We start from the raw sequence: 16255 nt of genomic DNA on the forward strand, positions 1-16255 counted from the left end.
CCAGGAATGCCCCTGCTGATTTGTTCGACGGTCCTGGCCCAGGTGCCAGGACCGCAGGCGCCCCAGGGCCCTGTGGGCCTCTGGAGAGCGCTGGGGGTCAGGGAACCCTTCCTGCAGTCCAGGGAGGCCCGTGACGAGCCGCAGAGCCTTTGCCGGTTCTTCGGGGTAGGGGATTACCAGGAGCTGAGGGGTAATCCCGCGTTGGGCTTCTTTGCGCCTGGGGGTTTCCGGTGGGTCGGACAGCGGGTTGCTTGGATGGGAGTCCGGCCCGTGACCCCGGACGCAGCGGGGATCCCAGAGTCAGCCTGGGACCAGGCCTTCCAAGCTCTTGCCCGCCGCAATCAGTGGAAGGTTGATCCATCGGCCCCCATCCGCATCAAGGGAGCCTGCGTCGGCGCGGTTCTCGCTCCCTCCTCCCGCGAACCGCAACTGGGGGTCTGTCTGGAATTGCAGGTCGCCAGCCCCACCGGGACGCTTCTCTATCGGTATTCCATCGCCCAGCCCTCCATCGAGGCGGCTATCAAGCAGGCACTGGAATGGACGCTGGCCTGTGCCTGCTCCATGGATCAGATCAGCGCCGGAGGACCCAAACATGACCCTGCGAAACCCTGAGAGGTGGGATGCGGCGCTCCTTAGCGCCCTGCACCCGGTCCGGGAACTCCTTGAGGACGAGCGCATCACCGAGATCGAGGTGAACGGGTTCGACGACGTGTGGGTCAAAGGAGAGGGCATCCGCGGGCATGGGAAGGTTCCAGGCGTGTGCTGGGCAGACCTACAGGACTTCACGACAGCCTGCACCCGAATCTCGGACGTGATCCAGCGGCGCATCAACCAGGACCGACCTGTCCTGAACGGACGCCTCCCAGGCGGGGAGCGTGTGAACATCGTCATCCCCCCGGCCTGTGAGAAGGCCTGCATGACCATCCGGAAGTTTCCGCGGGACACCATGACGATGGAGAAGCTGCTGGAATACCAGACAATCAATCCGGCCATCGCCACCATGGCCCGGAGCCTGGTGCTGGCCCGAAAGAGCATCATCGTCGGGGGCGGCACCGGGGCTGGCAAGACAAGCACGCTGAATGCCCTGTCCCGACTGATTCCGCTCCACGAGCGTGTGGTGACAGTGGAGGATGCCAGGGAACTGCAGGTCCAGAATCCTAACTGGGTGGCCTTGGAGACTGTGGAACCCTACAGAGAGGGCGTGGACCCGGTAGGGATTGGTGATTTGGTTCGGAACTGCCTTCGTATGACCCCAGACCGGATCGTGGTGGGGGAGGTTCGGGGGGAAGAGGCATTCTTTCTGCTCCGGGCCCTGAGTAGTGGCCATGGGGGCGGGTTTGGGACCATCCATTGCAACGATGCCGCCTCTGCACTTCGGCAGTTGCAGTTGCTTGCCCAGATGGCTCCGGTGGGCGGTCTCACCAGCCAGGCGGTAGCGGTGATGGTTGGGGATGCAATCGATGTGGTTCTTTACCAAGCACTGGATGAGGAAACCGGTCGTCGGCGCGTCACGGAAGTTATGGAAGTGCTCAAGCCCGGCGCGGTGATTGGGGTCAATGGGGAGGTCGGGTTTCTAGGCCGGATGCTTGCCCGGTGGAACCCGAGGGCCATGGCCTGGACGTTCCCGGAGCGCCCCAGCGCAAGGCTGTTGGCCTCGATTCAATTGCTAGGATTGGAGTGGCCCGAGGTAAGCCCCGGGGCGCCTGAGAAGGGCCCTAGGGGCCAGGAAGGTGTGGTGCGGGGTGAAATGGATCCGATGTGTGGAGCTGCTCGCTGCGGCGGGTCTTGGGGCGCTCGGTTCGTGGTGGGCAGTTAGGCAAGGACCGACCTCGGAAGCTCTGGTCGTCTCCCATGCTGGAAGGGACCAGGCGCTGATACGCGTGATCAGAGGTGCCAAGAGGGGCGTCTACGTTAAGACGGAGACCATTACCCTCGTTCCGGCAGCCAACGAACTTGCCCAGGCTCTCCAGCGCAAAATACCCGTGACGATTGAGCTGCCTCTGGATGCAGGTACATGCTCCGCGGCTTCAACCATGTCTAGGTTTCTGATGAACTTAGGGGCAGTTGTGAGCTTCCGAAGCGGCCATGCCGATAGCTATCGGGGCCTCTATTTGGAAGTCGATGGGGTTTCATTTTTTTATTCAGCCACACCTTTGGCTCCAGGCACCCCAGGCGCCGAAGTTGCCTTTGTTTCTGGGACACTTCGCCACAATTGATAAAGCAAGGTCCGAGCGCGAACCATGCGCGGGGGCTCCGCCAGGAGGGATCAGGGAAACCGGCACAAGGGTGCAGAATGGGTACCTATGTCGAGCCGCGAGATCCCTTAGTCCCGCATGAAATAAATTAGAGATCGGACCCCCCAAATTTATAGGTGTATTACGCGTTATTCTGATGAGGAATACATGGATAGTGGCATAATCAATCAAACTGCCAAAGGTTCGGTAATGGACATTTTCGCTTACAGGGATTCTTTGGTCCGGGATTACCGGGATTATGTTGAGTCATTCCTGGCGATTAAGGATGGCCGAATCAGGGAATACGTAATGGAGGAACTCCACAAAGGTGCTCTGTGGACGGACCCATTGATCCAACTCAACCCCAACTTCAAGCCGGGCTTTTGGATTGATACCCTTGTCGAGGAAGGCGTACTCCATGAGATGTGTCGGCGGGTGTTTACTAAGGGGAAGAGCCTCGAGCACCGGATGTCTGCGGGGCAGCCCTTCCGATTGCATCAGCACCAGGAAGACGCCATCCGGGCCGCAGCCAGGAACCAGAACTACGTCCTGACCACCGGAACGGGCTCCGGCAAGAGCCTCTCCTACATCGTTCCCATTGTCGATCATGTCCTCCGCCACGGCAGTGGGAGGGGCATCCAGGCGATTGTTGTCTACCCGATGAACGCCTTGGCCAATAGCCAGGCCGGTGAACTGGAGAAGTTCTTGAAGGCGGGCTTCCCCGAGGGTGAGGAGCCGGTAACCTTCCAGCGCTACACCGGACAGGAAGGTCTCCAGGAACGGGATGCCATCATGGCCAAGCCCCCGGACATTCTTCTCACCAACTACGTAATGCTGGAACTCATCCTGACCCGGCCCCAGGAACGGCGAAGCCTGATCCGGGCGGCCCATGGGCTTCGCTTCCTGGTGATGGACGAGCTTCACACCTACCGGGGGAGGCAGGGTTCCGACGTTGCCCTCCTCCTGCGACGGGTGAGGGAGACGCTTCAGTCCGAGAACATGCTCATGGTTGGCACTTCGGCAACGATGGGCGGCGGTCGCACCTTTGCCGATCGGCAGACACGGGTTGCGGAAGTGGCGACCCGGATTTTTGGCACCAAGGTGGCACCGGAAAATGTCATTGGCGAGACGTTACAGCGAGCCACCATTGACCCGGACCTTGCACCTGAAATGGTCGTTCAGGCCCTCCGTCAGCGCATAGCCAATGAATCCTTCGACATACCTGGTACGTTTGATGGCTTCTGTCGGGATCCTTTGTCCGCATGGATCGAGCAAACCTTCGGAGTGCGTCCGGAACCGGAATCCCAAAGGTTGGAACGTGCTCAGCCCTTGACCCTGGAACAGGCAGGGCGAAGGCTTTCCGAGCAGACCGGGTGTGAGCCCAGCGAGTGCCAAAGGGCGATCCGGCGCTGGCTGCTGCACAGCTACAAATGCGAGTCCAATCCCGAAACCGGCTTCAAGCCCTTTGCGTTCCGTCTGCATCAATTCATAAGCAAGGGGGATGCGGTGTATGCATCCCTGGAGGGGATCGAATCCAGGCATCTCACCTTGCAGGCTCAGCAGTTTGTTCCAGGCACCGACCGGACCAAAGTTCTGCTCCCCATGGCATTTTGCCGTGAATGCGGCCAGGAGTCCTATGTGGTGTTCCGGGCCGTGCAGGAGAACGGGAGTGTGGTCTTCAAGCAGCGGGGCCTCTCGGAGATGGTCTATGAAGGCGGCCCGGCCGATCCTGGGTTCCTGTGCCATTTGCCCGAACGATGGCCGACAGATCAGGAGGATATGCTCAGGTGCCTGCCCGAGGATTGGACCGAGGAGCACCACGGTGCCCTGCGCTTGCGCAGGGATCGGGATGCCTGGGTGCCAACCCAGGTAAAGGCTTCCGAGAACGGCGCCATGGGCACGGAAGGCATGCCCATGCTGTTCCATCCGGCGCCCTTCCGGTTCTGTCCACACTGCGGTGTCGCCTACACGCACCGGTCTCGAAGCGACTTCGCCAAATTGGCTACGCTCAGCTCAGAAGGACGCAGCACCGCGACCACCGTCCTGTCGATTTCCGCTGTCCAGGGGTTGAAGACGGTCGAGGGTCTATCGGCGACCGCCAGGAAGCTCTTGTCGTTTACCGATAACCGGCAGGATGCGAGCCTTCAAGCAGGCCACTTCAATGACTTTGTTGAAATCGGCCTGCTCCGGTCGGCCCTGCTTCGGGCAGCCCAATCCAAGGGCGCTGAAGGACTGCGGCATGACGATCTGACAGGGCGGACCTTCGATGCCCTCGCCTTGCCTGTCCACCTTTATGCCAACGATCCTGGCGTGAAGTTCGCCGCGAGACAGGAAACGGACCGTGCGCTTCGAGACGTCCTGGGCTACCGCCTGTACCTGGACCTTCGGCGCGGGTGGCGCATCACGATGCCCAACTTGGAACAGTGCGGGCTTGTGGCCATCGACTACCTGTCCCTCAGGGAGTTGTGTGAGGAGGAAGGAGAATGGCGGGAGGTCCATCCGCTCCTGGCTTCCCTCGATCCCTCTCTCCGCGAAACCTGGTGCCGCGTCCTTCTTGATGCCATGCGCCGGGAATTGGCCCTGAAGGTGGACTTTTTGGATTCCCGCCAGCAGGAAGGCTTGCGTTCCCGGAGTGGCCAGCGACTGATGGCCCCCTGGGCCCTCGATGACAACGAGAAGCTCGAAACGGCGCGTGTTCTGTATCCGCGCCAGCGCAACAAGAACGAAGACGAGGAGAACCGGGACCAGCTCTATTTCGGTTCAAGGAGTGCCTTCGGACAGTACATCCGCAGGGAAATGCGTGAGCCCAACGGCGGGCACCGCCCCAGCACCGACGATGTCCAACGCGTGATCCGGGACCTGTTGAAGACCCTCCGGGTGGCGGGCTTGGTTGAGGTCGTCGACGAGCCCAAAGCGGAGGGCCAGGTGCCGGGTTACCAGGTTCCGGCCTCGGCCCTCATCTGGAGGGCAGGGGACGGTAGGACGCCCTACCACGATCCGCTCAGAATGCCTGCCCTGCCTGATATCGAGGAAAGGCGCACCAATCCGTTCTTCGTGGCTTTCTACCAGGATCGTGCCAAGGGGCTTCTGGGGTTCGAGGCCCGTGAGCACACGGCCCAGGTCACGAACGAAGAACGAAAAGCGCGGGAAGCCAAGTTCCGGGAGGGCAAGCTTCCGGTCCTCTACTGTTCCCCGACCATGGAACTCGGGGTCGACATCGCCGACCTCAATGTGGTGAACCTGAGGAATATCCCGCCAACGCCTGCCAACTACGCGCAACGTAGCGGGCGTGCGGGTCGGAGCGGCCAACCTGCGCTCGTGTTCTCGTACTGCTCCACGGGCAGTTCCCACGACCAGTACTTTTTCCGACGCCAGACACGCATGGTGGCCGGCCAGGTGGAGGCTCCGCGCCTGGATCTGTCCAACGAGGATCTGCTTCGGGCGCACATCCACGCCATCTGGCTTGCCGAGGCCAATATCGACCTCCAGAAGTCCCTTCGCGACATCCTGGACTGCGAAGGGGAGAGCCCCAGCCTTGAACTGCATCCCGACATCAAGGCCGACATGGCCAAGGACGGCCCCAAGGCTGCCACCCGCCAGAAAGCCAAGGCCATCCTGGACGCCCTCAGGGGGGACCTGGAGAAGACGGGCTGGTACACGCCGGATTGGCTAGACGGGGTCATTCTGCAGCTCGAACGGCGCTTCGAGGCCGCCTGCGAACGCTGGCGGACGATGTTCCGGGTCGCGCACAGGCAGATCGATATCCAGACGCGAGTCATCAAGGACGTCAGCCGTCCCCAGGACCACGAGAAGGCCAAACAACTCCGAAGGGAGGCGGAAGCCCAGCTCAAGCTCCTGACCGATACCGAAAGCCTGGCCCAATCCGATTTCTACAGCTATCGCTATTTCGCCAGCGAAGGATTCCTCCCCGGATACAACTTCCCGCGGCTTCCCTTGTCCGCCTTCATTCCTGGACGGCGTCAGGTTCGGGAGGGGGAAGGATTCCTCTCCCGGCCGCGTTTCCTGGCCATTTCGGAGTTCGGCCCCCGCTCGATCATCTATCACGAGGGTTCGCGTTACGTGATCAACAAGGTGCTCCTCCCGGTGGAACAGGGCCCCATCCTCCATCGGGCGAAGCAGTGCGAAGTGTGTGGCTACCTCCATCCCATCGAAGGGGATCAACCTGGACCCAACGTCTGTGAACGCTGCGAATCCCAGTTGCCTGCCGAAAGACGGAACCTGTTCCGGCTTCAAAACGTCAGCACCAAGCGCCGGGACCGCATCAGCTCCGACGAAGAGGAAAGGCTTCGCCAGGGGTATGAGATCCAGACCGGAGTTCGGTTCGAGACCAGAGATGGCAAGCCCAGTCCCCGTTCCGCAACCATGGCTGGCGAGCACGGACATGTCGCCGATATGCAATACGGGGATGCTGCCACCCTCTGGCGCGTGAACCTCGGCCTCCGTCGCCGGAAAACGGACGAACAACCAGGCTTCGTGCTGGATATGGAACGGGGCTTCTGGGCGACAAAAAAGGACGAGGAAGAAGATGCCCTGGAGGTGGACGAACTCTCGAAGAAGGTGCAGCGGGTGGTTCCCTATGTGGAGGACCGGCGCAACTGCTTGATCTTCATCCCTGGTCGGACGGGTTCACCCAAGTTCATGCCCAGCCTCCAGGCGGCCCTCAAGAGCGCCATCCAGGTCTGCTTCCAGCTTGAGGAAGGCGAACTGTCCGCCGAGCCTCTTCCGACCAAGAAGCTGAGGAACCTCCTGCTCTTTTATGAATCCGCCGAAGGCGGGGCCGGGGCCCTGCGCCGCCTCCTGGATGGGCCCGATGCATGGAAGGACGTCGCCAGGACTGCTTTGGACATCTGCCACTTCGATCACGACACCGGCGCGGACCTGAAGCGGGCGCCCCACGCCACTGAAGACTGTGATGCCGCCTGTTACGACTGCTTAATGTCCTATGGCAACCAATGGGACCACGAGGACCTGGACCGCCAGGAGATCCGCGACTTCCTGATGGACATGGCTGCCGGTCGACTGGAGGTCAGTTCCAGTGACCGATCCCGAGAGGAACATCTCACGGGGTTGCGCAAGGCCTGTGACAGCGACCTGGAGCGTGCCTGGCTGGATTTCCTGGCAGAAAGGAACCTCCGCCTCCCGACGCGGGCTCAGTTCCTGATCGAACCCTGTGGGACGCGCCCCGATTTCATCTATGACGACTGTCAGGCTGCGGTGTATGTGGACGGGCCCGTCCACGACTACCCCAACCGGAAAGACCGCGACCTGGCTCAAACCGAGGCGATGGAGGACCGCGGATACTTGTTGATCCGTTTCCACCATCGAGAAGACTGGAACGCCGTCGTGGCCCGGTATCCCACTGTTTTCGGAGTCAAGGCATGACGTTCAGCGCTGGATCGTTGGTCCGGGCCAGGGACCGGGAGTGGGTGGTGCTCCCCGAAAGCACGGAGGAGTTGCTGGTGCTCCGCCCCCTGGGCGGAAGTGATGCTGAGACGACTGGCATCTACCTGCCCCTGGAAAAGGTCATTTCGGCCACCTTTGGCCTGCCTGATCCAGCCAAGCCTGGCGATCACCATTCCTGCAGGTTGCTGAGGGATGCCCTGCGCCTCGGTTTCCGCTCAAGCGCCGGGCCCTTCCGGTCCTTTGGGCGTCTGAACGTCGAGCCCCGTCCCTACCAGCTCGTGCCTCTGTTGATGGCCCTCAAGCTGGACCCAGTCCGCATGCTCATCGCCGATGACGTCGGCATCGGCAAGACCGTAGAGGCGGGCCTGATCGCCCGCGAACTCCTGGACCGTGGGGAGGTGCAGAGGATGGCCATCCTCTGCCCACCCCACCTGGCCGAACAATGGCAACGGGAACTCTCCGAGAAGTTCCACATTGATGCGGAACTGGTTCTGGCCAGCACCGCAGGCCGACTGGAGCGCAACCTCCGGGGAGGTGAATCCCTCTTCGACCATTACCCCTTCGTCATCGTCTCCCTGGATTTCATCAAGGCCGACAAACGCCGGGATGACTTCGTGCGGTCATGCCCGGAATTGGTGATCGTCGATGAGGCGCATGCAAGCGCTTCCGGCGGAAAAGCGAATGGTTCCCAGCACAAGCGGCACCATCTTCTTCAGCGGCTGGCCCAGGATGCCAACCGGCATCTCATCCTGGTCACTGCGACCCCCCACAGCGGGGATGAGGATGCTTTCCGGTCGCTTTTGAGCCTCCTCAACCCAGGATTCCGCGAGTTGCCAGCCTCGCTTGCTGGTGAGCAGAACCGGGCCCACCGCGAGCGCCTCGCCCTCCACCTGGTCCAGCGCAAGCGAGGTGATATCCGAAAGTATCTGGATGCGGAAACGGTCTTCCCAGAGCGAAAAGGGGCCGGCCCTGATGGGGCCGAGGAAGTCAGTTACGTCCTGCATCCCGAATACAAGGCGTTCTTTGAGGCCGTACTCGCCTACGCAAGGGAAAGTGTCCAAGACACCAGTGGAAGCCAGCAGAGGAAACGGGTGCGTTGGTGGTCGGCTCTGGCCCTTCTGCGATCCCTGGCGTCCAGCCCTGCGGCGGCTGTGGAGACCTTGCAGAACCGGGCCGTTGGCGCGGAGGCTGGCTCTGAGACGGAGACGAATGAACTCGGCCGGCGCCAGATCATGGACCTAACGGACGACGAAGTGCTGGAAGGCACTGATGTCGCTCCGGGCAGTGACCTGGACGATGGAGAGGGCTCGGATCCGTCGGTTCGCAACCGGTTGAGGAGCCTTGCCAAACTCGCCAGCGCCCTGGATGGCGCAAAGGATCGCAAGCTCATCGTGCTAACGGAGCATTTGCGCAAGCTCCTGGCTGACGGTTTCAATCCCATCGTCTTCTGTCGCTTCATTCCCACCGCAGATTACCTGATGAAGGCCCTTCGAAAGGAGTTCCAGAAGGAAAAGGACCTAAGCATTGAGGCCGTGACCGGATTGCTTCCGCCTTCCGAACGGTTAGTGCGGATCGAGGAATTGGGCAGCCAGGCAAGGCGCATTCTCGTCGCCACGGATTGCCTGTCGGAAGGCATCAACCTCCAGGAGCACTTCGACGCGGTGATCCACTACGACCTGAGTTGGAATCCCACCCGGCACGAACAACGTGAGGGCCGGGTGGACCGATATGGGCAGCCGAAACCTGAGATCCGGGTTCTTACCCTCTATGGCCGGGACAATCAGATCGACGGTATTGTCCTGGACGTGCTCCTGCGCAAGCATCGGGCCATTCGCAGCTCGCTTGGCATCTCCGTGCCCGTTCCTGTGAGCAGCGAGGATGTGATTGAGGCCGTCTTCGAAGGGCTCCTGCTTCGAGGCCATGATGCGGGCGCTTCACAGGCGCAGCTTCTCCCAGGCTTTGAGGAGTATTTCCAGCCTCAGCGCGATGCCGTCCATGAGAAGTGGGACCAGGCTTCTGACCGGGAGAAGGCCTCCCGTACGATCTTCGCCCAGCATGGAATCAAGGTGGAGGAAGTGCGGCAGGAGCTTCAAGCCTCCCGCGAGGCAATGGGTTCAGGGGTTGATGTGGAGGCCTTCGTCAAGGGGGCCTTCCAGGGGCTGGGCGCCCACCTAGTGGAAGGAAGACGCCTGGACATTCATGTGAAGGAACTACCCAGGAGCCTCAAGAGCCTCCTGGGAGCAGAAATGGACACGCTTGCCGTACGCTTCGACCTGCCTGCGAGGGATTCCGAAGTCCTCCTGACCCGCACGCATCCTCTCGTAGAATCGCTCGCATCCCACGTTCTGGACAGTTCCCTGGATACCTTTGGGAATGGCATCGCGAAACGTTGCGGGGCCATCGGCACGCGTGCCGTGGAGACCCGCACGACGCTGCTGCTGTTGCGCCTCCGGTATCACATCATCGTCACCCGAGAGGGTAAGGATGTTCCCCTTCTGGCCGAGGACGCTGCCCTGGCGGCCTTCAGGGGGAGCCCAGCCAATGCCCAGTGGCTTACCGAGGAAGAGGCAGAAGGGCTTCTGAAGGTCGAACCGGATGCCAATCTACCCCTGGAACTTGCCCAGGCGCGCATCCGGCAGGTCACGGAAGGATTTGAACTGATTCAGCCGCAATTGGATGAGATCGCCCGTCAGCGGGGTACCAAGCTCCTGGAGGCACATACGCGGGTTCGCGAAGCATCAAAGGCCAAAGGCCGCTATCGTATCGAGCCCCAGTTGCCCCCGGACGTTCTCGGGCTTTACGTCTTCCTCCCTGCGGGGGTGTAACCATGCAGACCCGCGCCAAGCATCTTTTCCCCTTTGTCCGCACCGAGGGAAGCCTTCTGCCATCCGATCTGCTCCAGCGCATTGCGGATGCAAACGATCTCGCAGGCCTGAAGCCCGACGACTATGGACTTACCCTGGGCGAAACGCCCAGCGATGCCATTAATCGAGCCTGGACCCGGCTCCAATCCCTTTGGGGCACCTTCCAAAAGCAGCGTGCAGTCCTGCCCGAGGCCGACACAGGGACTTCACTCACACGCAGGTGGCTCCAAGTGGTCCTGCAGGAACTGGGATTCGACCGCAACCTCCCGCCTACTGCTGCCATAACCATCGAAGAGAAGGTCTACCCCATTTCTCATATCTGGGCTCATGTTCCCATCCACCTGGTGAGTTTCAAGGCGGATCTGGACACTCGTTCGACCCTCACCGGAACCCGAAAGGCAAGCCCCCACAGCCTTGTGCAGGAGTTGCTCAATCGCTCGGAGGCGCACCTCTGGGCCTATGTTTCCAATGGGCTTAGGCTTCGGGTTCTGCGCGACAACGTCAGCCTGACCCGTCAGGCATTCGTGGAATTCGACCTGGAGGGCATTCTGGACAGCGAAGCTTTCGCTGACTTCAGGCTTTTCTGGCTCCTCTGTCATAGGTCGCGTCTGGAAGGAGATAAGCCAGAGCACTGCTGGTTGGAAAAATGGACCAAAGAAGCCCAGGAGACTGGGCGTCGTGCCCTCGACCAACTTCGGAGAGGGGTTGAGCAAGCCATTGAGTCCCTGGGGCAAGGATTTATTGCCCACCCCAATAACCAGGCTCTAACGGAACGTCTCCAAAGTGGGGCTCTCGACAAGCAGGATTACTACCGGCAGCTCCTGCGGCTCGTTTACCGCCTGATCTTTCTATTCGTGGCAGAGGACCGGGGCCTGCTGCTGGATCCCAATGCCACTGCAGATGCAAGGTGCCTCTATCAGAAGCACTACAGCGGGCAGCGCCTCCGGCGGCTGGCGGAACGCCATCGCGGAACGCGTCACCACGACCTGTACCAGGGCTTGCGGCTGGTCTTGGGGATGCTTGGTCGTGATGATGGCTGCCCGGCCCTTGCTCTGCCTGCCTTGGGCAGCTTTTTGTTCAGTCCTGAGGCTCTTCCGGATCTCCAGACCGCCGAGATACGCAACGAAGCACTGCTGGACGCTCTCCGGCATCTCGCCCTCACACGGGACGTGCGCAGCCTTCGTTTGGTGGACTTCCGGAACCTAGGGTCAGAGGAACTTGGCAGCGTATATGAGAGTCTGCTGGAGCTTCATCCGGTAATCACCACGGATCCTGGGACCTTCCAGCTTCTCACCGCTAGCGGAAATGAGCGGAAGACCACAGGTAGCTACTACACGCCGGATAGCCTGATTCAGTGCCTGCTGGATTCTGCCTTGGATCCTGTGATCGCCAGTGCCAGTGCCATGCCCGATCCTGAAAAGGCGATCTTGGCCATCAAGGTCTGCGACCCTGCTTGCGGCAGCGGACATTTCATCATTGCCGCGGCTCACCGGATCGCGAATCGCCTTGCATCCGTGCGAACCCGAGAAGAAGCCCCCAGCCCCGAGAGCATTCGTACCGCGCTTCGGGATGTAATTGGCCATTGTGTGTATGGTGTCGACCTAAACCCCATGGCCGTCGAGCTTTGCAAGGTCAGCCTTTGGCTGGACGCACTGGAACCGGGCAAGCCGCTCTCATTCCTCGACCATCATGTCCGCGTGGGTAACAGCCTTCTCGGTGCCACTCCAGAGTTGATTGCCGCAGGCCTTCCGGACGGGGCCTTTACGCCGATTGAGGGCGATGACCAAGTCGCTTGCACAGCCCTGCGTCGGCTGAATCAAGGCGTCCGCTCTGGGCTAGGCCCGTTGTTCGCCCAACAAGACGCCCAGACCCAGGCCCTGCTTCAACAAACCGCAGCTGCCTTGGATGCGCTTCCCGATGACCGCCCAGAGGACATCCAGATCAAGGAGCTCACGCTTCGCCGCCACGAGCAAACAATGGAATTTCAACAGAAAAAACGGCTTGCAGATGCTTGGTGTGCTGCTTTTGTCATTCAGAAGAATGCCGGCAAAGGGCAGCGCAATGCCCCACCCTACGGACTTACCCAAGAGCATCTCAACGCATTAGGATCCGGGGCCAATCTTCCCCCTTCCCTTGCTGAGGATGTAGACACACTCACGAGGAGTTTTCAGTTTTTCCATTGGCATCTAGCCTTCCCGGAGGTTTTCGCCAAAGGCGGTTTTGATTGCATATTGGGAAATCCCCCTTGGGAGCGGGTGAAACTACAGGAACAGGAATTCTTCGCCACATTTCGTCCGGACATAGTGGAGGCCCCAAACAAGGAGGCTCGTGCCGCGTTGATCGGTGATCTGGCTCACCAAGATCCGACCCTTCTTCGGAGATGGGAACACGCCCGGCGCTATTCCGGGTCGATTTCCCAATTTCTCAAGCATTGCGGGCGGTATCCACTCTGTGGCGGGGGGGATGTGAACACATCGTCAGTGTTCGCCGAACTCGGTTATCGACTGATTGCGCCGGCCGGCAGAATGGGAGTGGTCGTACCCACTTCCGTGCTTACAGATGACACCACAAAGATGTTCCCTCAAGAGGTCGTTCGGCGTGGGGTTCTTGTTTCAGCATACGATTTTGATAATTCAGAGAGGCTGTTCCCTGCGGTTCGTCCCCACCAGCATTTCGTGTTGATGACAATTGCGGGAAGCCCAATAGATACAGATTGTGACTACGCATTCTTCCTCACCAATCCGAGGCAGTTAGAAAATCTCGATACCCGCGTGGTCCTCTCTGCTGAAGACATAAACCTGCTCAATCCAAACACACGAACCATCCCGGTGTTTCGCAGTTCCGCCGAGGCAAAGCTGACGAAAGCTATCTATAGGGCTCATCCCCTGCTGAAGGACGACGCAAAGGGTGAGCAAGGGAATCCTTGGGGACTGAGTTTTCTTCGCATGTTCGACATGGCTTCGGATTCGGCGGCCGGATTCCTGATTTCCGAAGAGCGAATTCGAGAGTTGATTCCCGAAGGTACAGACGAGGCATTTCGTGGAGCGGGTTATCTACCACTTTTCGACGCAAAGATGGCTGCGCAGTACCACCACCGTGCTGCATCCGTCGGTATGAGTGGGCACCAATTCCGGAAAATCTCGAAGGAAAGCACAAGTTCGGAGGATCTACTCGATCCCTCGTACGAGGTCACGGCGGCTTATTGGGTCAAGGAAAGCGAGGTTAACGCTCGTTTAGATAAATGGCTCCCTGAGTGGTTGCTCGGGTTCAAGGACGTTACGGGCATCACAAGCACTCGCCTCTCCGCATTCGCCTTCATTCCTAGGCAGGGGGTTGGGCATCCGTTCCCTCTCGTGTCCTTGGGCTTGGCAACGCCCCCGGCTTACGCGGCATTCGCTGGGTTCATGAACTCCCTCCTCGTCGAGTATCTCCTGCGCCAAAAGATGCAAGGGCTGCACCTCACTTATTTCCTTGTGAAGCAGTTACCTGCCCCCACGCCTGATGCTTTGCGGGAACTGTGTAAGTGGGATCATGGCTCGTGCGTCACCGATTGGCTGTGTCGGCGTGTGGCGGAATTGTCCTGCACTTCGTATTCTCTCGAGGGCTTAGCACGCGACCTGGGGGTCGCCGGCTGTGCTTTTATATGGGATGAGGAGCGGAGATTGATCCTACGGGCTGAGATTGACGCTGCGATCTTCCACCTCTTTGGTCTTTCCGAAGATGACGTTCAATTCATCATTAGGACTCTCGAGAAGGTGGCACGCAGGGATCTAGCGGTCTGGGGGCGATCCCGCACGGAAGAGGAGACTTGTAGAGCGTTTCGAGGCTTGACTGAGGCAATCGGCTCTGGCCGGCCATATGCCTCCCCCCTCGACCCGCCTCCTGCCGATACTCGGTGCTGTCATCCTCCAAAGATTACAAGTTGAAAGGAACCTGTACATGCCCGACGATAACCCCTTCTTGGCTGAACCCCTCGACCCGGTGCGCTATCTCGGTCGGCAAATGGATCGGAAGAAAGCCAAACGTGCCGGTTTCACCAAGCGCAGCGTGAACAGAGCCGAAACCTGGCTGGGGACCTTCAAAACGGCCACCGAGTCCGGCCATAGCGACAGGATTGTTGTCGGCGTGTATGTGCAGGTAGATGGTGAAGGCCTTATCCGGAACCTATACGGCGAGATTCGCTTATTGTCCATTTCGCTGATGGGCGAAGGTCGGACGGAAGTCTTAGGGGATGCCTTGTTTGGCCCGGATCGTTCTATCGCATACGGGCTTGTGGATTCAATCCTCTATCCTCAACCAACTGGAGCCCTAACACCCGCGTCGGGCCCAGGCCTGCACCCCGATCATGTGGCGGCCCTGGTGGCGGCCATCATGGCCGTGAATGCCTATGGCGTAGAAAGGGTGTGTGGGTTGCTGCCGGCCTTCCGAAAGGTGGGGCTTCTGGATCCGCCCAATATCATTAAAGCTGACATCGCGGAGGTCATGGCTAGCCTCCACCTAGCTGGCTATCACCGGGGGATGCTCGCGGAGATGATGGCGGGACGCCTGATCAGCCTCATGAAGGCCATCGCCAACCGGGAGTTAGATTCCCTGAATGACTTGGTTTTCCGAGCAGAACAAAAGCAGGCAGAAGCCTTACTCGTTCGGATCAAAGGTATCGGTCCCAAGGTGGCGTCGGACGCCTGGGCGCTCATGACTGCTAAAAGTCTATTTGTCTGAACGCCTGGGTGAATATGCGCTGGTCTATAGCAACCAAACTGGTTCAACGGGCATAACGCCAGGAGATGTCGCTCATGGAAATTGTGGAATCCACTATCACGACGCTCCGCACCCTAGGCAAGGATGAGGCCTGGCTCCATGGTTGGATTAAGGAGAAGCCATCCCGCCTTGGTCTTGGTGACATCTTAGTGAAGCACTCCGAGTTAATTCATTACCGCAATCAGGGTGGGCGCCTTGACCTGTTGGGGTACCGGGGCGACTCAGACACCTACTACGAAATCGAGGTCATGCTCGGTGAGTGCGACTCGGACCACGGATTCCGTGTCTTGGACTACTGGGCCCGGGAGCGTGCCAAGAATCCCAATGCCAAGCATGTCGCCGTCCTGGTCGCAGAGGATTTGTCTGGTCGCTACAAGACGGTGATAGAGACACTTCCCCAGTTCCTGCCCTTCATTGGGATCGAGATCCAAACACGGAGGCTCCAGCACGATGCCGACCTGGCTCTTGTCGAGGCCGCGATTGTGGCCCAGCCGGACGACCTAGTGCTCGATGCAGGTGATCGCGGGATCGCACCCATATCAGAGGGAGAAGTGGGACAACCCCGAGATCGATCCTGGTGGGAATCGAAAGGAAGTCCAGCCTTCCTTGCCACCGTGGATGCCATCGCCCGGTTCTGCGACGAGGGCGCGGGTCCCTCCCGCGTGGATTACACGGCGCAGAGTTACGTATCCCTCAAGAAGGGGCGCCGCTGCTGGCTCCCCATGTGGCCCAGGGCCAATGGCGTCTACGTGTACCTTCCCGGCAGTGAGGGTGGTTCCAACGATGCGCCCAGCGATTTCTTCACCCGCGTGGCAGCTCGCCTTCAGGAGGCCGGCATGGAGTCACCCTCCTGGACCTACAAATACAACGCCGGCGCCAATCCGATCGCCTTTGCTATTCCTCAGGACAAGGTCAGCCACTCCCTGGTGAAGGAGATCCTGAAAGAGGCCTACGACCTGGCATAGCCTCCTGCCG

The 16255-nt window shown here is 60.0% G+C and carries 7 protein-coding genes; all 7 read left to right on the forward strand.

Going from position 1 to position 16255, the window contains the following annotated elements; translation table 11 throughout:
- The first annotated feature begins 270 nt into the window (after window positions 1–270).
- On the forward strand, window positions 271–612 hold the full coding sequence (locus ACZ5LB_RS01710) for a hypothetical protein (protein WP_464604437.1): 342 nt from the start codon (window positions 271–273) through the stop codon (window positions 610–612).
- The gene (locus ACZ5LB_RS01715) at window positions 593–1816 is read left to right on the forward strand and encodes a CpaF family protein (protein ID WP_464604438.1); all 1224 of its coding nucleotides are present in this window, start codon (window positions 593–595) and stop codon (window positions 1814–1816) included. Before ACZ5LB_RS01710 ends, ACZ5LB_RS01715 begins: the two co-directional genes overlap by 20 nt.
- Before the next feature lie 727 nt (window positions 1817–2543).
- Window positions 2544–7637 carry a DEAD/DEAH box helicase gene (locus tag ACZ5LB_RS01720; RefSeq protein WP_464604439.1) on the forward strand — a complete coding sequence of 1698 codons (5094 nt, stop codon included), beginning with the start codon at window positions 2544–2546 and terminating at the stop codon, window positions 7635–7637.
- Complete coding sequence (locus tag ACZ5LB_RS01725; protein ID WP_464604440.1) at window positions 7634–10483, forward strand: helicase-related protein; 2850 nt, start codon at window positions 7634–7636, stop codon at window positions 10481–10483. The genes ACZ5LB_RS01720 and ACZ5LB_RS01725 overlap by 4 nt, the downstream gene beginning before the upstream one ends.
- 2 nt (window positions 10484–10485) lie before the next feature.
- Window positions 10486–14448, forward strand: coding sequence for an Eco57I restriction-modification methylase domain-containing protein (locus ACZ5LB_RS01730; protein ID WP_464604441.1), 3963 nt, complete (start codon window positions 10486–10488; stop codon window positions 14446–14448).
- 13 nt (window positions 14449–14461) lie between these two features.
- Window positions 14462–15241 carry an HhH-GDP family DNA glycosylase gene (locus tag ACZ5LB_RS01735; RefSeq protein WP_464604442.1) on the forward strand — a complete coding sequence of 260 codons (780 nt, stop codon included), beginning with the start codon at window positions 14462–14464 and terminating at the stop codon, window positions 15239–15241.
- A 74-nt stretch (window positions 15242–15315) separates the two neighbouring features.
- Window positions 15316–16245: a hypothetical protein gene (locus ACZ5LB_RS01740; protein WP_464604443.1), complete on the forward strand. Its 930-nt coding sequence runs from the start codon at window positions 15316–15318 to the stop codon at window positions 16243–16245.
- Window positions 16246–16255: the final 10 nt, after the last annotated feature.

The organism is Mesoterricola sp. MK458 (assembly GCF_055384935.1).